The 24,156-nt window shown below is 53.9% G+C and carries 23 protein-coding genes, 1 tRNA gene, 1 pseudogene and 1 CRISPR repeat array; of the genes and pseudogenes, 17 read left to right on the forward strand and 8 right to left on the reverse strand.

Annotation, left to right across the window (positions count from 1 at the left end):
* Positions 1-2: 2 nt before the first annotated feature.
* Both Q4D85_RS10810 and Q4D85_RS10815 read right to left on the reverse strand, forming a co-directional pair.
* Positions 3-1,280, reverse strand: a complete 1,278-nt coding sequence (locus tag Q4D85_RS10810) for a nicotinate phosphoribosyltransferase (RefSeq protein WP_303200391.1) — start codon at positions 1,278-1,280, stop codon at positions 3-5.
* Positions 1,281-1,346: 66 nt separating this feature from the next.
* Complete coding sequence (locus tag Q4D85_RS10815; RefSeq protein WP_303200359.1) at positions 1,347-1,913, reverse strand: CAP domain-containing protein; 567 nt, start codon at positions 1,911-1,913, stop codon at positions 1,347-1,349.
* Between the two features lie 121 nt (positions 1,914-2,034).
* Between Q4D85_RS10815 and clpS the strand changes: the two genes are divergently transcribed.
* From clpS to Q4D85_RS10835, 4 genes are read left to right on the forward strand one after another with little or no spacing between them, the layout of a single operon-like run.
* Positions 2,035-2,358: an ATP-dependent Clp protease adapter ClpS gene (gene clpS / locus Q4D85_RS10820; protein ID WP_083987568.1), complete on the forward strand. Its 324-nt coding sequence runs from the start codon at positions 2,035-2,037 to the stop codon at positions 2,356-2,358.
* 1 nt (position 2,359) lies between these two features.
* A complete protein-coding gene (locus tag Q4D85_RS10825; RefSeq protein WP_303200360.1) occupies positions 2,360-2,908 on the forward strand; it encodes a DUF2017 domain-containing protein in 549 nt (182 codons plus the stop codon).
* The gene (locus Q4D85_RS10830; RefSeq protein ID WP_303200361.1) at positions 2,905-3,870 is read left to right on the forward strand and encodes a P1 family peptidase; all 966 of its coding nucleotides are present in this window, start codon (positions 2,905-2,907) and stop codon (positions 3,868-3,870) included. Before Q4D85_RS10825 ends, Q4D85_RS10830 begins: the two co-directional genes overlap by 4 nt.
* Positions 3,867-4,475: a rhomboid family intramembrane serine protease gene (locus Q4D85_RS10835; RefSeq protein ID WP_303200362.1), complete on the forward strand. Its 609-nt coding sequence runs from the start codon at positions 3,867-3,869 to the stop codon at positions 4,473-4,475. Before Q4D85_RS10830 ends, Q4D85_RS10835 begins: the two co-directional genes overlap by 4 nt.
* 38 nt (positions 4,476-4,513) lie before the next feature.
* Here Q4D85_RS10835 and Q4D85_RS10840 read toward each other — a convergent pair whose 3' ends face one another.
* Positions 4,514-5,353 carry a GDSL-type esterase/lipase family protein gene (locus Q4D85_RS10840; RefSeq protein WP_303200363.1) on the reverse strand — a complete coding sequence of 280 codons (840 nt, stop codon included), beginning with the start codon at positions 5,351-5,353 and terminating at the stop codon, positions 4,514-4,516.
* 131 nt (positions 5,354-5,484) lie between these two features.
* Between Q4D85_RS10840 and murI the strand changes: the two genes are divergently transcribed.
* From murI to rdgB, 4 genes are read left to right on the forward strand one after another with little or no spacing between them, the layout of a single operon-like run.
* A complete protein-coding gene (murI, locus tag Q4D85_RS10845; protein WP_303200364.1) occupies positions 5,485-6,303 on the forward strand; it encodes a glutamate racemase in 819 nt (272 codons plus the stop codon).
* Between the two features lie 50 nt (positions 6,304-6,353).
* Entirely contained in the window at positions 6,354-7,121 is a 768-nt protein-coding gene (locus Q4D85_RS10850; protein ID WP_303200365.1) for an MBL fold metallo-hydrolase, read from the forward strand.
* Positions 7,122-7,160: 39 nt separating this feature from the next.
* Complete coding sequence (gene rph / locus Q4D85_RS10855) at positions 7,161-7,889, forward strand: ribonuclease PH (protein ID WP_303200366.1); 729 nt, start codon at positions 7,161-7,163, stop codon at positions 7,887-7,889.
* The gene (gene rdgB / locus Q4D85_RS10860) at positions 7,889-8,503 is read left to right on the forward strand and encodes an RdgB/HAM1 family non-canonical purine NTP pyrophosphatase (RefSeq protein ID WP_303200392.1); all 615 of its coding nucleotides are present in this window, start codon (positions 7,889-7,891) and stop codon (positions 8,501-8,503) included. Before rph ends, rdgB begins: the two co-directional genes overlap by 1 nt.
* 22 nt (positions 8,504-8,525) lie before the next feature.
* Here the strand turns inward: rdgB and Q4D85_RS10865 are convergent, their stop codons facing one another.
* The 3 genes from Q4D85_RS10865 to Q4D85_RS10875 all read right to left on the reverse strand — a co-directional run bounded on the left by Q4D85_RS10865 (position 8,526) and on the right by Q4D85_RS10875 (position 10,590).
* Positions 8,526-9,701, reverse strand: coding sequence for an HNH endonuclease signature motif containing protein (locus Q4D85_RS10865; protein ID WP_303200367.1), 1,176 nt, complete (start codon positions 9,699-9,701; stop codon positions 8,526-8,528).
* Positions 9,702-9,832: 131 nt separating this feature from the next.
* Positions 9,833-10,180, reverse strand: coding sequence for a DUF3817 domain-containing protein (locus tag Q4D85_RS10870; RefSeq protein WP_303200369.1), 348 nt, complete (start codon positions 10,178-10,180; stop codon positions 9,833-9,835).
* On the reverse strand, positions 10,177-10,590 hold the full coding sequence (locus Q4D85_RS10875) for a hypothetical protein (RefSeq protein ID WP_303200371.1): 414 nt from the start codon (positions 10,588-10,590) through the stop codon (positions 10,177-10,179). Before Q4D85_RS10875 ends, Q4D85_RS10870 begins: the two co-directional genes overlap by 4 nt.
* 84 nt (positions 10,591-10,674) lie before the next feature.
* Between Q4D85_RS10875 and Q4D85_RS10880 the strand changes: the two genes are divergently transcribed.
* The 6 genes from Q4D85_RS10880 to Q4D85_RS10905 all read left to right on the forward strand — a co-directional run bounded on the left by Q4D85_RS10880 (position 10,675) and on the right by Q4D85_RS10905 (position 15,785).
* A tRNA-Leu gene (locus tag Q4D85_RS10880) sits at positions 10,675-10,760 on the forward strand.
* Positions 10,761-11,067: 307 nt separating this feature from the next.
* Complete coding sequence (locus Q4D85_RS10885; RefSeq protein ID WP_303200372.1) at positions 11,068-11,979, forward strand: PIG-L deacetylase family protein; 912 nt, start codon at positions 11,068-11,070, stop codon at positions 11,977-11,979.
* Between the two features lie 3 nt (positions 11,980-11,982).
* Positions 11,983-12,855: an ATP-grasp domain-containing protein gene (locus tag Q4D85_RS10890; protein WP_303200373.1), complete on the forward strand. Its 873-nt coding sequence runs from the start codon at positions 11,983-11,985 to the stop codon at positions 12,853-12,855.
* 8 nt (positions 12,856-12,863) lie between these two features.
* Positions 12,864-14,135 (forward strand): glycosyltransferase family 2 protein, encoded by a 1,272-nt coding sequence (locus Q4D85_RS10895; RefSeq protein WP_303200374.1) that lies wholly within the window; start codon positions 12,864-12,866, stop codon positions 14,133-14,135.
* A gap of 2 nt (positions 14,136-14,137) precedes the next feature.
* Positions 14,138-15,232: a hypothetical protein gene (locus tag Q4D85_RS10900; RefSeq protein WP_303200375.1), complete on the forward strand. Its 1,095-nt coding sequence runs from the start codon at positions 14,138-14,140 to the stop codon at positions 15,230-15,232.
* 25 nt (positions 15,233-15,257) lie between these two features.
* Positions 15,258-15,785 carry a DUF1697 domain-containing protein gene (locus tag Q4D85_RS10905; protein ID WP_303200376.1) on the forward strand — a complete coding sequence of 176 codons (528 nt, stop codon included), beginning with the start codon at positions 15,258-15,260 and terminating at the stop codon, positions 15,783-15,785.
* Positions 15,786-15,813: 28 nt separating this feature from the next.
* On the opposite strand, the gene Q4D85_RS10910 is transcribed toward Q4D85_RS10905, so the two are convergent.
* Positions 15,814-16,572: a hypothetical protein gene (locus Q4D85_RS10910; protein ID WP_303200377.1), complete on the reverse strand. Its 759-nt coding sequence runs from the start codon at positions 16,570-16,572 to the stop codon at positions 15,814-15,816.
* A gap of 506 nt (positions 16,573-17,078) precedes the next feature.
* Between Q4D85_RS10910 and cas9 the strand changes: the two genes are divergently transcribed.
* Genes cas9 through cas2 form a run of 3 tightly spaced genes read left to right on the forward strand, consistent with a single transcriptional unit; the run spans position 17,079 to position 21,568 of the window.
* The gene (gene cas9, locus Q4D85_RS10915; RefSeq protein WP_303200379.1) at positions 17,079-20,342 is read left to right on the forward strand and encodes a type II CRISPR RNA-guided endonuclease Cas9; all 3,264 of its coding nucleotides are present in this window, start codon (positions 17,079-17,081) and stop codon (positions 20,340-20,342) included.
* 1 nt (position 20,343) lies between these two features.
* Positions 20,344-21,255: a type II CRISPR-associated endonuclease Cas1 gene (cas1, locus tag Q4D85_RS10920; protein WP_303200381.1), complete on the forward strand. Its 912-nt coding sequence runs from the start codon at positions 20,344-20,346 to the stop codon at positions 21,253-21,255.
* The gene (gene cas2, locus Q4D85_RS10925; protein ID WP_303200383.1) at positions 21,239-21,568 is read left to right on the forward strand and encodes a CRISPR-associated endonuclease Cas2; all 330 of its coding nucleotides are present in this window, start codon (positions 21,239-21,241) and stop codon (positions 21,566-21,568) included. Before cas1 ends, cas2 begins: the two co-directional genes overlap by 17 nt.
* A gap of 50 nt (positions 21,569-21,618) precedes the next feature.
* Positions 21,619-22,871: a CRISPR direct-repeat array (repeat unit 36 nt; unit sequence GAAGTTTACCAGGGATTTTGAGAGTTGAACCCCAGC).
* A 44-nt stretch (positions 22,872-22,915) separates the two neighbouring features.
* Here cas2 and Q4D85_RS10930 read toward each other — a convergent pair.
* Positions 22,916-24,060: pseudogene (locus Q4D85_RS10930) on the reverse strand (IS3 family transposase).
* Between the last annotated feature and the right edge of the window lie 96 nt (positions 24,061-24,156).

Below are 24,156 nucleotides of genomic sequence, written 5' to 3' on the forward strand. Positions count from 1 at the left end.
GATTAACGCGAAAACCCGACATACCGCGTGTTAATAACCGGCTCGTCCTTACTGAGCGCCAAGCCTTCCCACGGCAGGGTAATCAGCTGCTTGGCCAAGTAATCGCGCGACTGATCCAAGGTGGCCAAACCTGGCACAATCTCGCCGTCCCGCATGAGCGGCACCGTAAGCTCGGTGGCGTTTAAATGACCGATGTCCGGCATATCAGCATCGAAGGGGAAGACAATTTCCTCCACCGCGGTGCCGGTGTCGCGGTGAGTACGGATCGCCCGCTTCGTTCCGCCCGCAGACTGCTTATTGCGCGACCGCTTTGCGACGGGATGACCGTCCACCTCCACCAGCTTGTACACCATGGAAGCGGTAGGAGCCCCGGAACCGGTGACCACCGAGGTGCCCACGCCGAAGCCGTCGACCGGGTCGCCGCGCAAACCGGCGATCGCATACTCGTCCAAATCGGAGGACACGATGATCTTGGTGTTATGTGCGCCCAGCTCGTCGAGCTGCTGGCGCACCTGGCGGGTCAAAACACCCAAATCGCCGGAGTCGATCCGCACCGCACCCAATTCGGTGCCAGCCACCTCAATGGCGGTTTTCACGCCTTGAGTGATGTCGTAGGTATCGACCAATAGTGTAGTACCAACCCCGTGGGAATCCACCTGGGACTTAAACGCTGCGGCCTCATTGGGGGAACCGTCGTCGTTGATGTGCAACAACGTCCAGGCGTGGGCCGCGGTGCCGGAACCGGGAATGCCGTAGCGGTGCACCGCCTCCAGATTGGAGGTTGCGACAAAGCCCGCTAAATAGGCGGCGCGGGATGCGGTGACGGCGGCCAATTCGTGGGTGCGGCGGGACCCCATCTCGATGATCGGACGGCCATCGGCTGCGGTGACCATACGGGCGGCAGCCGAAGCGATCGCTGAATCCGCATTGAGGATCGAGAGGATAACCGTTTCTAAAATCACGCACTCGGCAAAGGTGCCGCGTACCGTCAAAATCGGGGAGTGGGGGAAATACAGTTCCCCCTCACGGTAGCCATCAATCTGGCCGGAGAAGGAATAGGAACGCAGGTAATCGCGGGTTTCGTCGTTGAGGAAATCCAGCGACTGAATTTGCTCCTCGGTAAACCGGAATTCCTTGATGGCGGATAACACCCGGGCGGTTCCCGCCACAACACCGTAGCGTCGCTCATTGGGCAGCCGACGGGAAAACACCTCGAAGGTGCACTTGCGGTGTGCGGTTTTATCGGCGAGAGCTGACTGCAACATGGTCAGCTCATACATGTCAGTTAATAGGGCAGTAGATTGCAAAGGATTCACAGCACCCCAGCTTAATGGCCGAGCCTACGATTAGCTAAGTTGAATCACCGCAAAAGTTTTGCCATTCGCGCTAGCAACTCCGACACCGATATGGCGCAAGTCGGGTTTCCCCAGTGCCGCTTGGCTTTGCGGATCGCTGAACCAGCCGCCTAAGAAGCGGGCTGCCTTCGCATCGGTTGACGGCAACGCTGCCTGAACCATAACGACATTATCTGGCGTTGGTTTAAAACTATCCGTAGTGGCGTTACGCTCCGCCCACCGTTGGGCGGTGGAACTCAAATCAAAGCTTGGTTCCACAATGTTGCGGCCCGCCTCAATCCGCGACTGATTCAAAATATTGGTCAGATCGTTTCGGATAGTTGTATCTTCCCACAGCCGGGAGGTGTCCAACGGCTGCACCAGCTCAGAGAGCTTCGGCTGGTCGGCCTTATTGTCCGAACTGCCACCATCGTTAAGAGAATTGTATGAAGTGACCGCAGCGCTGGCGAAAGTCAAGGCCGCAAGAATCACCGACAGCAAATTTTGGATGTGCCGATATCGCTCAGGTTGGGACATTCCAGGAATCCACTGCACCAACCAATTAACAATCTGATTCATCAACTAACACCTTCCACCTGCATTTCGGTAGATCATTCTACCAAGAAAATTCTCATAAGAAATACAGTTCGACTAACCCCTCCAATGCACAGGCTTTAGGACGTTGACTATTGTATTAGCCATGAACACAAACCACACAGTCACGCTGTCTTCCCCAATGGCCTCGCCGGAACTCGACGAGGACATTGTCGTCGACGTGGCAACCAGTGAAAACCTACCCTGGTTATGCATCGTGTGGGACGATCCAGTAAACCTCATGAGCTACGTCACCTACGTTTTTCAAACGGTTCTAGGCTACGACAAGAAACGCGCCATGGAATTAATGATGCAAGTCCACACCGAAGGAAAAGCGGTCGTCTCCTCCGGTGAGAAAGACAAAGTAGAAGCAGACGTGAAAAAGCTCCACACCCACGGACTGTGGGCCACCATGCAACAGGCGGGTTAAAATGAAAGCTTGGAAACGCAAAAAAGGGCTGTTCAGCCAACCGAAATACTCCTGCGTATTCGAACCGATCGAACGCGAGGTATTGGGGAACATAGCGGCCACCGTCGCCGACGCGCTCATGCACCGAGCCCAATCCGCGCCTAAGGACGAACTGGCCGAATTGGCGGGAATGCCCTCAGGGCATAAAGAAGCCCCCGCAGACCCGGCGCTGTTACGGCTCCTGCCAGATTTTGAACGAGACGGCGACGAGGAATACGACGGCGACAATTCCCTCTTGCGATCCCTCCACGAATCGGACATCACCAAGGCGAAACTCATCAATCTCGCCATCCTAGGGGAGGCAGTCGGCCCCGATGGGTCGGTATCGGTGACCATCACGGAAGAACAAGCCCGAGCCTGGCTGATCGCGCTGAACGACATGCGGTTATTCCTCGCCGCCAGCGACGTGCCCGACGCTGAACACGCGGAAGACCGGGACAACCTGGTGGAATGGCTGGCCTATAACCAAGAGTCCCTGCTCAGCGCGATGACAGGAGAGTACCCCTCGTGAGCGGAACGCTTGACGACGTCCCCGGCATCCGAATCGGTCACCGCAGCCTGGGGGATACCGGCTGCACCGTCATAGTGCCGGAAACCCCCGCGATCTGCGCGGTCGACGTACGCGGCGGCGGGCCTGGTACCCGCGAAACAGACCTTCTAGAACCGCACAACACGGTGCAGCACGTCCACGCGATCACGCTTTCCGGCGGTTCCGCCTACGGCTTGGCGGCGACCGACGGGGTTATGACCCTATTGGAGAAATCGGGGATCGGCTTCCCGGTATTGGGGAAATCCGTGCCCGGCCCGATTGTCCCAATAGTGCCCGCCGCGGTGATCTTCGACCTCTTGGTTGGGGATGCGGACAATCGCCCTTCCGCCGCCGATGGGTACCAGGCGGCGGAAGCGGCGCTGAACGGGGTGGCGTCGAAAAGCAATGGCAGCATTGGGGCGGGCTGTGGGGCGACTGCCGGTAAACTGCGGGGCGGCTTCGGGCAGGCGTCGACCCGTATTGGGGAATGGGTGGTCGCTGCGGCGATCGTCGCCAACCCCGTCGGCGACATTATTAATCCCGACACCGGGGCGCTGTGGGCGCGGCCGGACATGCGGGTGGATCCGGCGGCGTACCGCGCGCTGCCGCCGCACACCGCGCAGCTGAACACAACCATTGGTGTGCTCGCTACCAACGCGCCGATCACCGTGGCTCAGGCGAAACGACTCGCAATCGCCGGGCACGACGGGATCGCCTGGGCGGTGCGGCCCGCCCACAGTCCACTCGACGGCGACACACTTTTCGCGCTGTCGACCACGCCGGACCCCGTCGGCGTCGATATCGACACTATGCGGCAGCTGTCCCACGCCGCCGCCACCGTGGTATCCGACGCTATCATTACGGCGGTAGCCTCCGCCGAACCCGGCTACGGGTTAACTACCCTCAACGAGCTTTTCGACGACACCACGAAAGTCCACCCATGACGCAACCAACCCGCGGCGGCATCACAACCGCCCTAAGCTTCGCCATTGGATACACCCTCATCATCTGGGCGGTGCACATCATCAACGCCTCCGTATTCAGCAATCACCTCGCCTACTTCGGCATCCGGCCGCTTGACCCGGCCACCCTGTGGCATATTGTCACCTCCCCGCTGATCCACGGCAGCTTCAACCACCTGATAGCCAATACCGTGCCCGGGGCAGTGTTCTCGTTTCTTATCGGATGGTCCGGAGCCCGGGTCTATTGGGAAGTCACGCTCATCACGATGGCGATTGGTGGGATCGGCGTGTGGTTCACCGGTGGTGTTGGCACAACCCATATTGGGGCATCGGGGTTGATTTACGGTTGGCTGGCCTACCTGATTATTCGAGGCATTTTCAACCGCAGCCTCAACCAAGTCCTATTGGGGTTTGTGCTTGCTGTTGCGTACTCCGGACTGGTGTGGGGAGTGCTGCCAGGTGAGCCCGGTGTCAGCTGGCAGGCCCACCTATTCGGCGCTATTGGGGGAATGGTCGCTGGAGCGTTCATAACCTCCGACGACCCGCCAGCGCTGCAAGCAAAACGTGCGGCGGCGGGGCGTCGATAAGCAAAAACACCAGCACACGGCTGGTGTTTCGTTGTCTCCTAGAGGTGGCGACTCAAAATCTTAGCGACCTCGTCGTTGCCTCGGTGCGTTAAGTGAGTCGTAATATTGTACGGCTCGGTAGAATTATCCAAAATCCCGGCAACCCACCGCTGATTCTGCGGGGCGCACATATCATGCCCAGTAGTTTCCGGCTCAATATTGATCCAATCCGAACCCGTAGCCGCAGCCGACTGCCGCTGCCAATCGTGAGCAGCATTCAACGCCGACCGTACCGCGCCCACCGGAATCACCGGGGCAGGCGCATTATTGATATGGAACGGGCAGGTCTCACCATGCGGACCCACCATTGCCGGGTAGCTCACGAAAGATACCCGAGCGTTAGGGGCTGCAGCCTTAATACGGCCGACCTGTGCGCGCATTTCGTCGACGAAGTTCTTCGACTGGATGTGATACAAACCAGGTGCCTTCCACGTGTCATTGACACCGATCTGAATCAACACATTCGTTGTCGCAGGAGTCAGCTGATTCTGATTGAGTGCGGTATCAACTTGCTTCTTCAAGCTCTTATTGGAATCGATAGGGGCGTACGCAACCGCGCCGGTGCAGGCGAAATCCTCTACCTTGCCGCCAATTTCCCGCTGCAACGACGCCGCAATCCGGCTTTCGCCGCGGGGGCACCGCCAATCCCCAGGCGCGTTCTTCGTGGCTTTACCCGGCCCCTGGAAAATCTCCGCCCACAAAAATGTCGGATTCGCCAAAACCGAATCACCAAACATAACGACATTTTTTTCCTGGGCGACCGCCATCGGGCCCGCCACTACCGAACTAAACCCAGCCACAACTGCGGATATCGCAGCCACAAACCGACGAGACTTCATAACAACCGACCTCTCATTGGGGAAACCTAGACCCATCAAGACTAATACAAATAGATAAATAGTCCATAGCAAACGAAACGTTACATCCGGCAATTCCCCAATAGGGGAGAAAATCACTACCATTGGGGAACGTGACAACCCCAGCGCAAACCCCCCACAATGCCCCCATCGGGATTTTCGACTCCGGAGTCGGCGGACTGACCGTCGCACGAACCATCATGGAGCAACTCCCCAATGAGTCCATCTCCTACATTGGGGACACCGCCAACGGCCCCTACGGCCCACTGCCGATCGCTGAAGTCCGCAATCATGCGCTCAATATCGCCGACGAACTCGTCGAACGCGGCTGCAAAATGATCGTCATAGCCTGCAACACAGCCTCTTCCGCCTGCTTACGTGATGCCCGCGAACGTTACGACGTACCCGTCATCGAGGTTATCCAACCCGCGGTACGACGCGCGATCGCAACAACCCGAAACGGAAAAATAGGCATCATCGGCACCGAAGGGACAGTCAACTCCGGCGCATACCAAGACCTGTTCGCAGTCAACCCAAACGTCACCGCGTACGCCCAAGCCTGCCCCCGCTTCGTCGACTTCGTCGAACGCGGAATAACCTCCGGCCGACAAATCCTAGGCGTTGCCCAAAGCTACGTAGAACCACTACAGGCCGCTGGCGTGGACACGCTGGTATTGGGGTGCACCCATTACCCGTTGCTGTCCGGCGTCATCCAACTCGCTATTGGGGACCATGTGACACTAGTGTCCTCGGCTGAAGAAACCGCCAAAGACGTCCTCAAGGAACTCACCACCCACAATTTGCTTGCCGACGACACCGTAGCCCCCGTCAAAACCTTCGAATCCACCGGCGACCCCCACATGTTCGCCCAGCTTGCCGAACGTTTCCTGGGGCCGCATGTGACGCACGTCGAAAAGCTAAACCCGATGTAATCCCCACCAAAAAAATTCCCTATTGGGGAAAAACATGGGAAAGTAAGACCATGAAGGTGATTGTATTAGGAAGCTCCGGCAGCGTAGCGGCGCCGACGAACCCAGCATCTGGCTACCTCATACAGCCCAACCATGGACCAAGCATCATCATGGACATGGGGCCAGGCGTGCTAGCAAAACTCCAACAACACCAAGACCCCAACGACGCCCACGTCATATTCTCCCACCTACACCCCGACCACTGCCTGGACTTCCCGTCATTGCTAGTGTGGCGGCGATACCATCCGACCCGGCCCGCACCAGCCCGAAACCTGTGTGCGGGGCCAATCGCAACTCCGGAACACCTCGGGCGGCTGAGCGCGGATAAGCCAGGCGAAATAGACGATATGTCGGACACATTCGCCTTCACCTATTGGGAAAACCACGTTTCCCAATTATTCGACACGGTAACCATCACCCCATATCCAGCGATCCACCCCATCGAATCGTATTCACTTCGGATTACCGAAAATTCGACCGGAAAAACCATTGCCTACTCCGGTGACACCGCATACACCGAAGAACTTATAGACTGCGCTCGTAACGCCGACATCTTCCTATGCGAAGCCACCTGGTGTGAATCCAGCACAAATAAAGCCGCCAATATGCACATGTGCGGAAACGAAGCCGGAACGATTGCAGCTAAAGCCCAGGCAAAAAAGCTGGTGCTTGTGCACATCCCACCGTGGGCAGATGCCGAAGCCGCGAAAAAAGCCGCGGCGCGACACTACGACGGGCCGATTGAAGTGGCGTATTCGGGGTTGGAATTGACGATCTAACTATTGGGGAAACGTCGGCAAGCACTAAAGTTAACAACTATGACAGTTTTCACTCGTGCAGATGGCCGCGCCCCCGATCAACTTCGCCCAATACGGATCACTCGTGGCTTCACCACCAATCCGGCAGGTTCCGTACTAATCGAATACGGCAACACCCGAGTCATGTGTACCGCAAGCGTCGAAACCGGTGTTCCCCGATTCAAAAAAGACTCGGGTGAAGGGTGGCTAACCGCCGAATACTCAATGCTTCCTGCCGCCACACATGAGCGCATGCCGCGCGAATCCTTCAAAGGAAAAGTCAAAGGTCGCACCCACGAAATTTCCCGCCTGATCGGCCGAAGCCTACGCGCAGCGATTGACCTGACAGCATTGGGGGAAAACACAATTCAAATCGACTGCGATGTGTTGCAAGCAGACGGCGGCACTCGAACAGCCTCAATCACAGGTGCCTACGTGGCATTGGCAGATGCCATCGCTTTTTTGAAAGACCAAGGCGTGGTGCCAGGGGAACCGCTTCTTCCTCCTGTGGCGGCCGTATCGGTGGGGATTCTTGATGGGCACACGTGCCTTGACCTGCCTTATGAAGAAGATTCACGAGCTGAAGTCGATATGAATGTGATCATGACTGCGGATGGAAAATTCGTAGAGATTCAAGGTACTGGCGAGCACGATACTTTTAGCAGACAACAGCTCAATGACATGCTGGATTACGCTGAGAAAGGTTGTAGGGAGTTAATTCAAGCCCAACTTAAGGCATTGGGGAAATGATGGAGATACTGCTTGCTTCCAATAATGCGAAAAAGGCTCGTGAACTAGAAACCATATTGGCAGAGTTCGGTCTGTCTGGTGTCCAAGTAGTTTTACTTCGCGATGCTCCTGAGTATGCGGAACCTGTCGAGGATGGGCGAACTTTTGCGGATAATGCGCTTATTAAAGCCCGCGCAGGCGTCTCCAATACGGGGATGATTACGATTGCGGATGATTCCGGTCTTTCTGTTGAGGAATTAAATGGTTGTCCTGGTGTGCTATCCGCACGGTGGGCTGGCAATCATGGGGATGATGCCGCCAATAATTCCCTGCTATTGGAGCAAATGGCGCATGTTCCTGATGAGCGTAGGCAAGCGGCATTCGTGAGTGTGTGTGCGTTGATTTTCCCCAATGGGGAGGAGTATCTTGCTGAGGGGCGTTGGGACGGCTGGTTGCTGCGGGAGCCTCGAGGCGAAAACGGTTTTGGTTACGATCCACTGTTCGTCCCCAATGAGGAGGTTGAAAGTGGCACGATGCGCAGCAGTGCCCAGCTTTCCCCCAATGAGAAGAATGCGGTCAGCCACCGTCGTAAAGCATTGCTCCAATTAGCGCCAATTATTGGGCAGCACCTTTAGGCCGAGAACGTTTATTCTCGGCCTATTCTGCGGAATTGGTGTCGAAGTAGCGTTTGGCTTGTTCGAATGCCCCGTATCGGACGATGGGCGCCCGGTTGTGTCTTAAGGGCTCGTTTGGTTTTCGTCGATACCCTATTCGGCCGGTTACGGGGTCTTTTTCTATTCGGCCGTTTTTGGGTTTGGTGGGGTCGTCGTCGTTTTCTTTATTGTGGCGAAGGCATAAGGGCACCAGATTCGGTAGGTCGGTGACGCCTCCGGCGGCGTAGGCTTCGATGTGGTGGATTTGGCAGTATCGGGCGGGGATTCGGCAGTCGGGGTGGGCGCAGATGGGGTGTGCGTTGCTGAGGATTAGTCGTTGTGCGTCGGTTGCTTGTCGTGCGCGGATTTCGATGGGTGGGGTGAATTCTAGCTGGTTGTTTGGGTTTTTGTAGGCTACGGTGGCCCAGCCGAGTGGTTCGAGCATGGCATTGGAGAATTCGACCGGATCGATAATCGTGCCGTCGGTGGTTGCGTATTTTCCGTCGTGGTTGTTTAGTTGCCAGGGGTGGCAGATGGTGACGAAGGGCCGGTATCGGAAGTCGTGGGGGTTGGGGTTTGGGTCGGTGGCAGGTTGGCTGTGTTCGATGATGCGTTTGGTGATGATGTGCGCGTATGCTTCGGCGATGCTGGTGGCGTGGCCTTGGTGGAAGGTTGCTTTGGCTTCGTCGTCGATAAGGCTGCGGATGCGGGCTAGGTCGGCGGCGGGTGCTTTGATGTTGAGATATGCTTTGCCGTCGCAGTCGGCGCTGTGGCTGAAGCGGGCCCAGTCGGCGCGGGGCCGGTTTGCTTTAGCCTTGTTGTGCTGTGCGACGATGGCGGCCAGGTGTTCGGTAAGTTCCGTTAGCGATGCGGTGGTCGCGTAGTCGACTGATTGGTGAAAGAACTCGTTGGGGTCGATGTCGAGATTGGAGAGTTTTCGGCAGAATCGCCCAATGGTGGCGATGGTGTCCATGGTGAGCTGGGCGTGCCCCATGTCCGCTAACTGTTCGGCGGAAAAGTAGGTGGCGTTGCGTAAAAGTTGGGTTGCTGCGTTCTGGGTGATGCCAAGTTGCTGCGCGAGACGCTCTGGTTTGGGTTTTGCCCCCTTGATTTCCGCAAGGATGCCTGCGCTGGCCCGGGTGGCCGCGGCGTAGGCGTCGAGAAGCGGAGTGGGGTTCATACCCTGCAGCCTATGCTTTTCGACGCCCAACTGACAAGGTATTTTCCCTGTTAAAGGGGATATCTCACAACAGGGAACCGATTGGGGTATTGACTGAGTCTAACTATTGGGGACTTGTATTTCCCCAATAGCTAGGAAACGTTGAGCTGGAATTTTTCGGTAACTTCATCCCGCCGCCACTTTTCGACGAAGAAGGACAGGAACGGGATGCATCCAGCAAGCGCGGTGACCACCCAGCGCAATGGAGGCCAGAGGGCTTTGGTGCCGAGGTTAAGGGTGGCGATGAGGTAGATGATGTAGAACAGCCCGTGGACTTGCCCAATATAGTGCATCCATTGGGGAACCGAAATCCCCAATAGGTATTCGGCGATCATACGGGCGGTAAGGATCAGCAGCCACACGCCTGTAACCCAGGCGGAGATGGAGAAGAAGGTGAGTGCGGTTTTTACTCGTTTTTTGCGTTCGGGGTGGATGGTCATTGGGGGTCTCCTTGTAGGTGGGTCGTTCGTCGGCGGGGTTGATTTTGTTGATTGTATTCCTCGATTGTGAGTTGTTTTCTCTGCGGGAGGAAATCCTCGTCGATCATGTCGCTTGGGGCGTCGTGGATAGTGAATTGTTCCGTCTCATCGGCTTGTTCTGCTTCGAATGCCCGTTTTTCGTTTTCGTATGCCATGAATTTTTTGTAGGCGTAGACGAAGAAGAGTCCGAAGAATGGCCATTGGAGGGCGTAGCCTAAGTTTTGGAAAGTGCCGCTTCCGGATTGGAACCGCGTCCATTGCCACCATGCGAGTGCGAGGGTGCAGGTGATGAGTATGGCAAGGAAGATGATGTGCCACGCTTTGACTTTGAGTTTCTTGACCGGGCGAGGGGTTTCTTCGTTGGTACTCACAAGCCTTAAGGATACCGTGTTGCGCAAATCGCCCTTGCTGATTTGTGTTTGGCAGGGGGGTTGGTTGTAGAATGCATAGGGCAAGCGCCCGTGGCGAAATTGGCAGACGCGCTGGATTTAGGTTCCAGTGTCTTAGTGACGTGGGAGTTCAAGTCTCCCCGGGCGCACCAACAACAAAAGCACTTCCCCAATGGGAAGTGCTTTTGTTGTTAGCACATTTGGGGGTGTTGTTGCGTTTGATTTGCGTACTTTGAATTTCCCCAATAGGGGGGATAGGTGACATGACCAGCAATTGTGTGAAACGGTGAGAAAAATGAAAATTTTTTCATGATGTATTTGCGCACGATTGATTGCGTTTGGATACAGTTAGTCACTGTATCGTTATGTTTCAATTTGAAAAACAGTGGTCACCCAAACCTATTGCGCAAAATTGAAAGTAATGATCGTTATTAATCTAACGTTAAGAAAAGGCTGGTCATGGCCCTCTATATTGTTTTAATGCTGTTGGTGGTGGCGCTCATTGGATATGCGATTTCGCCCAATGGTCGCACAGTGTTCTTTAAGCGGTTTGCTGCGGGGGCGCAGATTCGTGGCGCGTTCATAGCGGTATTGGCACTTGTTCTTATCGCCTTGGGGATCCTTGCCGTGAATGGGGAAGCGGCCTGGTCGGTGACTATTCCGTTGGCAATAATTATTTGTGGTTGTTGTTGCCTGCTGGTTGTGCTGTTGCGCAATCGAATTGCGGCGCCGCAACGGGCCGTACATCCTAAGGTGGTGTTGGCTGTTGGTGCGCACCCGGACGATTTGGAGATCGCCTGTGGTGGTACTTTGGCTCGGTTGAGTGATGAAGGTCATGAGATTCATGCAATCGTCATGAGTGACGGTCGTCAGGGTGGTGATCAGGGGGTGCGTCCGGATGAGGCGCGTAATGGTGCGCGGACGATGGGGATCAAGCGGATCGACGTGTATTCCTTGACCGATACCCGGTTGGAGGATCACAACATGGAGATGGTGGAGATTGTGGAGGCGAAGATCAATGAGATTAATCCTGAGGTGATCTTTACTCATTCGATCCATGATCAGCACCAGGATCATCAAGCGGTGCATTATGCGGTGCTGCGTGCTGCCCGGAAGCACCCGTCTATTTTGTGTTTCGAGTCGCCGTCGGTGACTGCGGAATTTAACCCGGCCGTGTTCATCGACATCACGGATTATATGGATGTCAAGGTCAAGGCGGTGCAGGATCATCGGGATCAGGCAGGTAAGCGCTATTTGCGGTGTGATCGGCTCAAGGGCATGGCTAATTTCCGGGGTGCCCAGGGGAAGGTGGAATTGGCTGAGGGGTTTGAAATTGTCAGGTTGAAGGATTCGATTGCGGGGTTGAGGTAGAAGATGAATATTTTGATTACAGGTGTGGGCGGCCCAGCTGGCCGGGCGTTGGTGAAGCAATTGGCTACCAGTGGGCATAGTGTCATCGGCGTGGACATGCAGGAGGTTCCGGTTGCTGAGGTGGATGCGTTTGAGCTGGTTCCGGCTGCGCACGATCCGGAAATGATTAATCATTTAGCGCGATTAGTTCAGCAGTATCAAGTTGATGTGTTGATTCCGACGGTTGCGGACGAGCTTTTGATGGTGGCTAAGGCCGCGAATGTCGGTGTTTTCGCGGATGCCCATGTGGTTATTTCCGCCCCGGAGGCGGTGGAGAAGTGCTTCGATAAGCTTTTCACCATGCGCGCGCTGCGGGAGTCGGGGGTTTCGGTGCCGCCGTTCGGGCTGCCGAGCGATTTCAAGGATGCCGAGGATGTATTCGCCAAGCTGGGCGAGGTGATTATTACCAAGCCGCGGGTGGCGCGAGGCGGTCGCGGCTTCAAGGTGCATCGTTCGCCGGAGTCCTTTAATTTGGCTGCGTACGATGATTCTTACATCATTCAGGCTTTCGCTTCGGGCGAGGAATACGCGCCGATGGTGCACATGGGCACCAAGGATGGCGAGGAATTAGTCGCGGTTGTGCACAAGAAGCGTGAAGATTTTTGCGGCACGGAAGCGCCGTTGGTGCAGTTGATTGATACGTCCGAGGCGCTGGATGTGGCTATGCTTGCGGTGCGGGCATGCCGCGCCTTAAAGCTGGTGGGGCCGGTGGATTTGGATATTCGGCGCATGGCGGATGGGCGACCGGTGGTATTGGAGGTCAATGCCCGGTTTGGTGCCAATAGTTCACAGGCACCGGAGATTTTAAACGCTGTTCTTAGCTTTTCGACGGAGTGACAGCGTCGATGTCGGTACTGGTGACCGCCACCGTTGCGGCATTGAGTGTGTTTATTTTCTGGATTGGGGCGATAAAGATTCTCTTTATCCCCTTGTCCGCAATTTTTGAGATCCAAGCCGCGCGCAGGAGGCGTCGACAAGCGAAAGCACCCAAGCGCGAGGAACCGTTGGTGAGCATCATCGTGCCCGGCTATAACGAAGATCGGGTGGTAGTAAGCTGTGTGCAATCGATTGTGGCCGCTAATTACGAGAATTACGAATTAATTTTGGTCAATGATGGTTCCACCGACAGCACCGCCGAAACCATGCGGGAATTGGCGCAAACCTACCCCAAGACGATCTTCGTTGACCAGCCGAATTCCGGCAAGGGTGCGGCATTGAACACGGGAACGGCCTACTCCAATGGCCGGTTCATCATGTATGTGGATTCCGACGGGGTGTTTGGCAAGGACACCATCAATGAAATGCTGCGCCCCTTCGAAAACCGCAAGGTAGGGGCGGTAAGCGGGGACGACCGTCCGGTGAACTTGGATCGGTTGCTTACCAAACTATTATCGCTGATTTCCCACGTCGGCACCGGTTTCATTCGGCGTGCCCTGTCTGTCATCGACTGTCTGCCGGTGGTGTCCGGAAACATCGGGATGTTTCGCCGGGAGGCATTGGAGAAAGCAGGTGCGTTACGCACCGACACGCTTGGCGAGGACCTGGAACTCACGTGGCGAATGCACCGGGCGGGCTACACGGTGAAATTCGCCCCGAAAGCCGTCGTCTATGCGGAATCGCCGTCGACGCTGCGGGGGTTGTGGCGGCAACGCGTGCGGTGGGCGCGTGGAATGCTGCAATCGACGGTGATCCATAAAGACATGATCGGTAACCCCCGGTACGGCGCTTTCGGCATCTACCTTCTGTTTAATACCCTCAGCATGATCGTGGTTCCAGTGGCCCAAATTTTCGTCATGATCGGGCTGCCGGTGGTGTTGATCACGCAACCCGATAACCTGCCGAGTGACTTCATTGGGTGGATTAGTTTGATCGGGCTTACCTTGGCCTTGATTGTCTTGTTGTATTCCATTGCGCTTAACCGGGCGTGGAGAGACCTACGATATTTTTGGGTGTTTCCGCTGTGGCCGATCTATGCAACCGTCATGGGTTTTGCGCTAGGCTGGGCGGTTATTCTCGAATTGCGGGGCGCTGAAAAGAACTGGAACAAGCTGGAACGTACCGGCACGATTAGTATCAAAGGGCTCAGCGTCGAAAAGCAAGAGCGGAGCGAAGCATAACCATGAAACGTCGACAATTTCTCCAACTCGCATTGTCCACCACCGGCATCCTGCTGCTTAGCGCGTGCGGGTCAAGCTCGGAGCTGAAAAAGCTTGACGACGCCCCCATACCCGAAGAACGCAGCGTCAATTTCGGCTTTGAGGACGTCTCCAACCTCGACTACGACTGGGCGGGGGCCGCCGACAAACTGAAAACCGTCGGCGCCAACGCCGTGGGGCTGGGAGTGGGCCGGGTCGAATGGGTCGCGCACCCGTGGCCTGCGTATACGGATTCCCAAGCGCTTGACGATACCGCCGACCCGGTGAAAACCGCCATGACCACCCTCGGCGATTCCTACCGCTACAGCCTCATCATCGACACCTTGGTGCCGTCGAAGATCGCCGAAGATCCCAGCCTTGCCGGGGTCTCACCCACCGGCGAGCGCTCCACCAACTTCGCCTCGGTGACGGCGCTGCGCGACGGGGAAGTCGGCGACCGGATCATTGAGCTTGCCGAATACCTCGCAGATAGGTACAACCCACAGCGCATCGTGCTAACTGAGCTGATGTTCGACGACTTCACCTTCGGCGAAGACGACCTCGAATCCTACAAAAAATACAGCGGCGCAGCCGACTGGCCGCGCACCGGCACCACCATCGACACCGCCGACCCAAGCCTGGGGAAATGGCGATCCGAAGCACTGCGCCACTTGGCGGAAAAAATCCAAGACCAACTCCCGGAAAGCACCCAACTCGAACTCGACGTGCGCGCCCCGTGGGACGATCCCACCTCCGACCGGGCGCTGTCCGGCCACGACTACGACGCGTTACTTAGCCGCGCCGACCGGATCGGGGTATGGAACTACCACGTCATGAACGACAAACCAGCCCGATACTCCCAGGAGCTAGCTACCTCGCTCAGCGACCGCTACGGCGACCGATACACCATTTCCGTCGGGTTATGGGGCGACAACGGCACAACTGTAAGTCCGGCCGACATGGCCTTGGCGCTTCGCTACGCCGCCCAGGGCGGGGCCGATCACGTCTCCGTGACCCCAGCTAGTAAAATGACCGACGAACACTGGACGACATTGGGAGAAATCTGGGTTGGGCAATAACCAACAGACGCTTGGAACCGCAGGCGTGAATTACGTAGTCTTTTTCCGGAATATGAACCTTGGCCATGCAGGTTCTCCCAACCACGCCCAATTGGAAGCCGCGTTTCGTGACGCTGGCTGCGAAGCCGCAACGTCGTTTCAAACCAATGGAACAGTGATAATCAAAACCGCTACACCCGACGAACACACCCAACAAGCGACGGAAACCATCGCGCACACCTGCGGTTACGACGACGCTAACTTCATAATTCCCATCGATCGTCTCAAAGAGACCGTCACCAATGACGGCTACGCTCACCACACCAACGATGACACCTACCGCGAAACCGTCACGTTCTTCAGAAGCAACACGGAACCAACCTGGGAACTGCCCTGGACAAATCCCAAAAACGACGTGACCATCTTTGCTATCGACGACGGCATCGCGCTGGGAACCATCCGCAAACGCAACAACACCACTGGCAGCCCCACCCGCGAAATCGAAACCGCAACCAGTGGCGTCGCCACCACCCGCACCCGGAGCACAATAATCAGATTGCTGAAAAAGATATAATGCTTTTCGACGCCGCACCGGTGGCAGCCTACAACGACGCTATGCCCGAAAGCGCCACCGCAGTGAACGCAGCTCGATTATCACCAGTGAATTCCGCCCATTGCCGGGCAAACGCGCCGGGTTTATCCGGGAACCCATAATCCGGCCACAACCGCTGCGCACCGCGCCGGACCGCAAGATCATCATAGGGATACCACGCGAAATCATTGCTGATATCCGCGATAATAACGCCCACCGACCACGGGCCGATCCCCGGAATACCGCTAAGTTGCGTGGCAAGGGTATCCAACTCCAGTGGGGCAGCAGGGGCGGCGGCATACCATTCGGCCGCCGCCTTCAACTTCGGGACCTGGAACGCCAGGCCGCAATCAATGAAATCCTGGGTAGGACGCGACAAAACCTGCTCGGCGCTTGGGAACAACCGGAAACCGTTACCGCAGTCTTCGCCCAACTGCCTCGCCGCAACCGAGTAGAGCTTCCGCGCTTGATCGGCGCGAATGACTTGCCGCACAATACCGGCGGCGATCGCCTCCCACAGATCGGTTGTAGCCCACCGTCGCACAGTGATTGGGGTTTCCTGGCCAGGTGTGGGCATAGTAGCGACTACGTGCGGCGCATGGTCGGATGGTGAACCACCAACCCACGCACCCATATCCGTCACCGTTGCCTCCTGAATGCGACCATCTGCATGCCGCCAACAGCGAAACTTCCCACCTTCCTGCACTAACCATGCCGGATGATCCGTCATGACCACAGATGTTTGGGTTCGGTGGGTGGCGTGGGGCATAGGAAATCCTTGTGTGGGCGGGGATACGGTTATGCGAAAAACGAAAACAAGAATGTTCTTTTCGGGTTGATTGTAGGGTTAAATCTACAAAAACTCGAACAAGTATACTAAAAATCTGTTCTTAATGGGTTTTGATTAGGGATTTCAGTGATGAGTCTGTCCTCTGCCGAGTTGGGTGTTACCGGACTGGTTGCTGGCAATGTATTTTGTTTAATTTAAGGAAGGCCGACGGGGGTGGATTAGACTTACTGTTTAATGTGGTTTTGTGTATTTTTAAATGGGTTTTGGGTGATTATTTGTGGTTTGAACGTTTTCTGTGCGATAGGCTTTTACCCCCCTGTATGGAAATTTCTAACCTTAACCTTGACTGCTCTCGTTAATGTCTTTATTATTTTTACCAGAGTTGAACCTCAGTAAGGCATTGGCTAGTTTCCGATGCTGAATGCTCCAAAAGCCGACAGCATCTGCTGTCGGCTTTTCTCTATCTACTGAAAGCAGAATATTCGATGGAAAGAGTTAGATACCGAGTGGGTATCGATGTTGGAAGTTACTCATTGGGCTTGTCTGCAATTGCGGTGGACGAGGATGATTTTCCAATAGAGATTTTGAGTTCTGTTTCGCTAATCCACGATTCGGGTTTAGACCCAGATAAAATCAAGGAAGCGGTTACGCGTCTTGCCTCCTCGGGGATCGCTCGCCGAACACGACGTTTGTATCGTAGAAAACGTCGTCGGTTGATCGCGCTTGATTCGTTTCTTGAAAACCAGGGATGGATCACCAAAGAATTTGAAGAATACTCAGACCCGTTCTATCCCTGGCGTGTCCGTGATGAACTGGTATCAACACCTATTGCTGATGAGACTGAGCGGGGAGAAAAGCTCTCAATTGCATTTCGGCATATTGCCCGGCACAGAGGTTGGCGTAATCCATATTCTAAGGTTGACACCCTGAAAGTCATGACGGAGCCGACGTCTGCGCTTGAGGGGATCAGGGAGTTAGCATCTAAGTCGATAGGTCGACAAATTTCTGAAGGCGCAACGCTGGCAAATATCGTTGTCGCTGCCGAACTCGGTAAACAAAAACTCCGAGGGCCAAATGGGCTTTTATCAGCACGGTTGCATCAATCTGACTACGCCACCGAAATCATAAAGATAGCAAAAACTCAAGGCCTGGACGATGATCTGGTGGGGCAGATAATCGACAAGGTTTTTGCAGCCGAATCGCCAAAAGGATCAGCGGCTGGACGCGTTGGAAAGGATCCCTTACAACCAACTAAACTTCGCGCACTTAAGGCGACGGAAGAATTTCAAAACTACCGAATTGCTGCACTGATAGCTAACTTGCGAATTCGGGTTCAAGGAGAGCCGAAACGCTTGTCCGCTGAAGAAAACAAACTCATTTTTGATTACCTCAGAAATCTCCCAATAAAGGAACAACCTACCTGGTTAGGGGTAGCAGAAATACTTGGCATTGACCGGGGAGACCTCCTTGGAACCGCAACGATGACTGACGACGGTGAACGGGCCGGATCCAAACCTCCGGTTTTTGAAACGCATCGAGCGGTACTTAACAGTAAGATCAAACCACTGGTTGCCTGGTGGAATGAAGCTAATGACGCAGAAAAAGCGGCAATGATAAAAGCAATGTCGAATGCGGAGGTGGATGATTTCGACTCACCTGCTGGTGCCAAAGTACAAGCATTCTTTTCCGAATTAGATGATGAAACGCACGCTAAATTGGATTCGTTGCATTTACCTATCGGACGTGCTGCGTATTGTGAAAATACTCTCGTTCGACTCACAAAACGAATGCTTACTGACGGGATGGATCTCTATGAAGCACGGAAGGCCGAGTTTGGGATTCCTAATGATTGGGTTCCACCAGCACCCGAAATCGGCGAGCCAGTTGGCAATCCGGCAGTTGACCGCGTGCTAAAAGGTGTTGCTCGTTGGTTACTCGCCGCTGAGTCTGCCTGGGGTTCGCCGCTGAGTATCAACATTGAGCATGTTCGTGCTGCTTTCATCTCTGAAAGCGAAACAAGGGAGATAGAAAAGAGCAATAAGAGGCGTGAAAAGCGCAATTTGGAATTGATTGCGCAGATGAATGAACGCCTTGGGATAAAAGGAAAACCTCGTCGGGGAGACTTATGGCGATTCCAGTCAATCCAACGACAAAATTGTCAGTGTGCGTATTGCGGTCTCCCGATTGACTTCAAGACATGCGAAATGGATCATATCGTTCCGCAAATGGGGCAAGGTTCAACAAATAAACGCGAAAACCTTGTCGCCGTTTGTAAACCATGCAATTCAGAAAAATCCAACATACCTTTTGCAGTTTGGGCAGAAAAAACTGCGCGGAAAGGTGTTTCTGTAGCAGAAGCCGTTGAACGAACTCGGCATTGGGTGTCTGATCCGGGCTTAAGCGCTAAGCAGTTCGCGGAGTTCACAAAAGACGTTCGTCAAAGGCTCATGAGGAAGACAAGGGATGAAGAAATTGATGCGCGATCAATTGAGTCAGTCGCGTGGATGGCAAATGAACTACGCTCTCGTATTGCTCAACGGTACAAAGATGCCGGAACCGAGGTACGAGTTTATAAAGGCGCATTAACCGCTGAAGCTCGAGCCGCTTCGGGAATAACAGGACAATTGCGGTTTATTGATGGGACCGGAAAATCACGGCTGGATAGGCGGCACCACGCAGTTGATGCAGCAGTAATTGCGTTCGTATCCAACTATGTGGCTGAAACCCTTGCAATACGGTCAAACCAGAAATTCTGCCAGGAAATTAAGCGTATGCCGCCACAATGGAAAGAATTCACTGGGAAAGACCCAGCACACCGCGCTGCCTGGAACCGCTGGCTGCCTCGAATGAACGCCCTCGCAAACCTGCTGACTCGTGCGCTTGATGAAGACCGCATTGTTGTTATGTCCAATCTTCGGCTCCGTTTTGGAAATGGGTCTGTGCATGAAGATACGATTGGAAAGCTAAAACAGCTGAAGGTCGGAGATGGTATCTCTGCGGTTGATATTGATCGTGCTTCAAGCGAAGCATTATGGTGCGCATTAACTCGCGATCCAGAGTATGATCCGAAAACTGGTTTGCCTGAGAACCCAAACCGTGAAATTCGGATTCATGGCACTCGGCTAAATGCCGATGACACAATTACCGTTTTCCCTGTAGGCGCCGGGGCATTAGCAGTGCGCGGCGGCTATGTTGAATTAGGGTCAAGCTTCCACCACGCACGTATCTATAAAGTGCCATCCGGAAAGAACACGGCCTTTTGCATGATGCGTGTTTATGCAATTGACCTCCAAAAATACCGGAATGAAGATCTCTTCTCGGTGAAGCTCAAACCGCAGACAATGTCAGTCAGGCAGTGCGAGCCGAAACTCCGAAAAGCGCTTGCGGAGGGAACCGCTGAGTATTTAGGTTGGATAGTCACAGATGATGAGCTGATGATTGACCCCACTAGCTTCAATACCGGACAGGTTGCAGAAGCGCAAAAAGAACTGGGTGTTATCAAACGTTGGCGAGTTGATGGCTTTTACTCAGATTCAAAGCTTAGGCTTCGCCCGCTTCAGATGAGTGCTGAAGGCTTGAGCCCTGATGCATCCACAGACACACGGAAAATTCTTGATAGACCTGGTTGGTTACCGGCAGTAAACAAGCTCTTTGCAAACGGAAACGTCACCGTGATTCGCAGAGACGTTTTGGGGCGTCCACGCCTTTCAAGTCATGCACATCTTCCGGTTTCGTGGCAGGTGAAATAGCGTGAATTCGCACGGGTGGCAAATATTGGATCTCACAGGGTTTTCAGGTGAGCTTCGTTATGTTCGTGGACGTTTGAAGATTTGTGGTGCAGAATTCCATGAAATTCCACTCGTGCAAATTGCAGTCGTGCTTATTGGCGGAGCCGTCTCAGTAAGTGGCGCTGTGATAGCAAAGTTTTCTGAATACGACATTGCGCTATTAGTGTGTGACTGGCGAAAGATTCCAATTGCTGCAGCGAATCCTTGGTCTGAGCACACAAGAATTGGGGCGCGGCAACAAGCACAAGCCTCAGTGTCCATTCCACGGAAGAAACAAGCGTGGGCTCGAATTATCCGTTCAAAGATTGCTGGTCAAGCGCATGTGCTTAACGTGCTAGGAAACCTGAATCAGTCGAAAGCACTTTATGAATTGTCTCGGCAAGTAAAGTCAGGTGATTCTGACAATAAAGAGGCGCAAGCCGCTCGGCTGTACTGGGCAGCTTTACCTAAAAAACACCAATTTTTTCGTTCTCCTGGGGTAGGCGGGAAATACAATAATTCTCTCGATTACGGATATACAATTCTTCGCGGGCATGGAATCCGCGCAATCACTGCTGCTGGTCTGAATGGCGCGTTGGGGGTATTTCATCGAGGTAGAAGCAATTCTTTCGCTCTTGTCGATGACTTGATGGAACCTTTTCGGCCAATGATCGATCATTTTGTGTTTTCGTCTTTAACGCCGAAGGACGAATTATCAAACGAAGATAAGCGTCAGATTGTTGCGCATTGTAACGGAGTTTTCAACGAGTGCGGGCAGTTACTTTCGACGGCCTTTGAGGATTTCGCTCAATCATTTGGAATGTATCTTGAAGGCGAAATTGATGTGTTGGAAGTGCCTTCATGGAGAGGGCCTTTCGATGCCGAAGAAAGGTAGTGCTCCGGTGTGGTGTGTGGTGATGTTTGACTTGCCGGTAGGCACGAAAAGCCAACGGCGGGAAGCTACAAGATTTCGTAACCAACTACTTGATCTCGGCTTTGCCCGTGCCCAATTCAGTGTTTATGTCCAGTATCTTCCGTTAGCTACACGAGTCTCGAATATCGCGAAAACTATCAAATCAGATCTGCCCCAAGGCGGCGACGTTCGAATCCTATCTGTAACGGATACGCAATGGGCGAAAACGATTCGTTTTTCAAACGCAGTTGAAGAAAATGCAGAAGAGAAACCCGGCCAATTGACAATTTTTTAGAAAAAGATCCCTGATAAACCCCAGTTAAAAGACCATTTTTGACTTTAACTGAAGTTTACCAGGGATTTTGAGAGTTGAACCCCAGCCCCTCGATCAAAAGCTGCTCTAATGGCGGAAGTTTACCAGGGATTTTGAGAGTTGAACCCCAGCGTGCGGATCCGGTTGCGATCGTGGTTGAGAAGTTTACCAGGGATTTTGAGAGTTGAACCCCAGCCCGACACGCGCATGCGGGTAGTACAGCAGAAGTTTACCAGGGATTTTGAGAGTTGAACCCCAGCTCGTTGAGCGAGGGGAGGTGTCTGGTCAGAAGTTTACCAGGGATTTTGAGAGTTGAACCCCAGCAACTCTTCCTGCTTATCCATACCAATCAGAAGTTTACCAGGGATTTTGAGAGTTGAACCCCAGCCCCGCATGGTTCGGCACTTGGGGTTACCGAAGTTTACCAGGGATTTTGAGAGTTGAACCCCAGCAAGGCGCCGACTTGGCTGCGACGTTCGGGAAGTTTACCAGGGATTTTGAGAGTTGAACCCCAGCACTTGTTTTTTGGCCGAGAAAAATGGCAGAAGTTTACCAGGGATTTTGAGAGTTGAACCCCAGCCTGGCTATTTCTTGCACGATGGTCGCAATGAAGTTTACCAGGGATTTTGAGAGTTGAACCCCAGCTCACGGACTAGGTAGCTGCATTCAATGCGAAGTTTACCAGGGATTTTGAGAGTTGAACCCCAGCTTCTTCAAGATTTGGTGCTTCGATCATCGAAGTTTACCAGGGATTTTGAGAGTTGAACCCCAGCGAGCCGTATCGCCCAGGAGATTCGCGACGAAGTTTACCAGGGATTTTGAGAGTTGAACCCCAGCTCCTTGCTTACATTGACAATCCGGCGGCGAAGTTTACCAGGGATTTTGAGAGTTGAACCCCAGCTGAACTTTTTGTTTTTGTCGTCGCTGAGGAAGTTTACCAGGGATTTTGAGAGTTGAACCCCAGCAGCCAACAACCTATGAATACAAACTCGTGAAGTTTACCAGGGATTTTGAGAGTTGAACCCCAGCTGCTTGCGGAGCAACTGGGTAAGCCAGGGAAGTTTACCAGGGATTTTGAGAGTTGAACCCCAGCAAGAGACCTGATCACTGACCAGTCGGTGGAAGTGTACCAGGGATTTTGAGAGTTGAACCCCAGCACCGCAGCATTACCGTTATAGAACTTCTGAAGTTTACCAGGGATTTTGAGAGTTGAACCCCAGCGCGTCGATTTCCACCCATGCTTTCCCGCGAAGTTTACCAGGGATTTTGAGAGTTGAACCCCAGCCCGCGTAAGCAGGTGGGGTGGTCTGGTTTTTTGAACCGTGTGTTTTAAGATGCTTTCTGGTTTGCGTGCCATTGGTTGGCGTATTCCTCGGGCGGGATGTATCCCAGTGATGAGTGAGGATGGTATGTATTGTACCGGTGTGACCAGTGGGTGAGGGATTTTTCTAGGTGTGCCACATTTTCAAATAGCTCCTGTTCAAGTAGTTCATCTCGTAGTCGGTTGTGAAATGATTCCACAAACCCGTTATGCCACGGTTGACCTGGTGGGATGAAATGCCGCGTTGTGGTGAAATCCTCATCAACCCAGGTTTTTAGGGTGGTGCTGATACATTCCGGCCCGTTATCCATCCGTATCACCCGTGGACGCGTGTCCCGTTGTAGCGCTGCGACATCAAGAAGTTCGACTACGTCTGTAGCGGTTATTGTTCGACCTGCCTTAAAAGCAATATGCTCGCGGGTAAATTCGTCAACAATATTGCAGATCTTCATGGCTTTGCCAGAAAAATCTGAATCAAATTGAAAATCCAGTGCCCACACATCATTAGGACACAGTGCTGGTTCTACTCTAGGGGCACTGATCATGGTTCGGCGTTTGGATTTCCTGCGGGAAACACCCATAAGGCCTTCCTGTCGCCATAGCCTGTGGATAACATCACGACCAACATCAAACCCAGCCTCACGGGCTTTGATCCACGCGCGACGATATCCCCACCGTGGGTGTTTGGCTGTTCCTAAGAAACTAACCAATCGCGAACAGAAGAGTATTTATCACCCTGCGGGTTTTCAGCGCGGTTTTTCGCATACCCATACGCTGATCGGGACACCCCGACCACACGACATGCTAACCGCTGTGACAATCCCATATGACTAATGAGATGATCAACGGCAGCATATTTGCGGGCCGGGGTTAGAAGTTTCCCTTAAGCCAACTCCCGAAGCGCTGCTTTTTCTAGTTCCGCTTCACCGAGCAACCGCTTCAACTTCGCGTTTTCCTCCCGTAGTTGCTGAAACTGCTTGGCTTCTGTCCGTGACATGGTCCCATACCGTTTCCGCCACCTAGCGTAAGTAGCCTCGCTGATCTGCAATTCCCGACATATTTGTGCCACAGTACTGCCAGCAGACTGCAATTTCTCAGCCTGCTCCAACTTCCGAACAATCTGTTCAGGCGTATGCTTTGAAAACTTCTTCATAACAATCAATCTTCCTACTCCAAACGGAGTCAACACGAAAGACACTCAAAACAACCTGCCCAAAAATCCCCGCCCACTCCACAAGGATGTTCTAAG

This window comes from Corynebacterium sp. (genome assembly GCF_030532965.1).
Classification (GTDB): Bacteria; Actinomycetota; Actinomycetes; order Mycobacteriales; family Mycobacteriaceae; genus Corynebacterium.

Excerpts from the sequence above, each read along its gene's own strand:
- Q4D85_RS10810 (WP_303200391.1), bottom strand. The coding sequence starts at position 1,280 with ATGTATGAGCTGACCATGTTGCAGTCAGCTCTCGCCGATAAAACCGCA.
- Q4D85_RS10815 (WP_303200359.1), bottom strand. The coding sequence starts at position 1,913 with ATGAATCAGATTGTTAATTGGTTGGTGCAGTGGATTCCTGGAATGTCC.
- clpS (WP_083987568.1), top strand. The coding sequence starts at position 2,035 with ATGAACACAAACCACACAGTCACGCTGTCTTCCCCAATGGCCTCGCCG.
- Q4D85_RS10825 (WP_303200360.1), top strand. The coding sequence starts at position 2,360 with ATGAAAGCTTGGAAACGCAAAAAAGGGCTGTTCAGCCAACCGAAATAC.
- Q4D85_RS10835 (WP_303200362.1), top strand. The coding sequence starts at position 3,867 with ATGACGCAACCAACCCGCGGCGGCATCACAACCGCCCTAAGCTTCGCC.
- Q4D85_RS10840 (WP_303200363.1), bottom strand. The coding sequence starts at position 5,353 with ATGAAGTCTCGTCGGTTTGTGGCTGCGATATCCGCAGTTGTGGCTGGG.
- Q4D85_RS10850 (WP_303200365.1), top strand. The coding sequence starts at position 6,354 with ATGAAGGTGATTGTATTAGGAAGCTCCGGCAGCGTAGCGGCGCCGACG.
- rph (WP_303200366.1), top strand. The coding sequence starts at position 7,161 with ATGACAGTTTTCACTCGTGCAGATGGCCGCGCCCCCGATCAACTTCGC.
- rdgB (WP_303200392.1), top strand. The coding sequence starts at position 7,889 with ATGGAGATACTGCTTGCTTCCAATAATGCGAAAAAGGCTCGTGAACTA.
- Q4D85_RS10865 (WP_303200367.1), bottom strand. The coding sequence starts at position 9,701 with ATGAACCCCACTCCGCTTCTCGACGCCTACGCCGCGGCCACCCGGGCC.
- Q4D85_RS10870 (WP_303200369.1), bottom strand. The coding sequence starts at position 10,180 with ATGACCATCCACCCCGAACGCAAAAAACGAGTAAAAACCGCACTCACC.
- Q4D85_RS10885 (WP_303200372.1), top strand. The coding sequence starts at position 11,068 with ATGGCCCTCTATATTGTTTTAATGCTGTTGGTGGTGGCGCTCATTGGA.
- Q4D85_RS10890 (WP_303200373.1), top strand. The coding sequence starts at position 11,983 with ATGAATATTTTGATTACAGGTGTGGGCGGCCCAGCTGGCCGGGCGTTG.
- Q4D85_RS10895 (WP_303200374.1), top strand. The coding sequence starts at position 12,864 with ATGTCGGTACTGGTGACCGCCACCGTTGCGGCATTGAGTGTGTTTATT.
- Q4D85_RS10900 (WP_303200375.1), top strand. The coding sequence starts at position 14,138 with ATGAAACGTCGACAATTTCTCCAACTCGCATTGTCCACCACCGGCATC.
- Q4D85_RS10910 (WP_303200377.1), bottom strand. The coding sequence starts at position 16,572 with ATGCCCCACGCCACCCACCGAACCCAAACATCTGTGGTCATGACGGAT.
- cas9 (WP_303200379.1), top strand. The coding sequence starts at position 17,079 with ATGGAAAGAGTTAGATACCGAGTGGGTATCGATGTTGGAAGTTACTCA.
- cas2 (WP_303200383.1), top strand. The coding sequence starts at position 21,239 with ATGCCGAAGAAAGGTAGTGCTCCGGTGTGGTGTGTGGTGATGTTTGAC.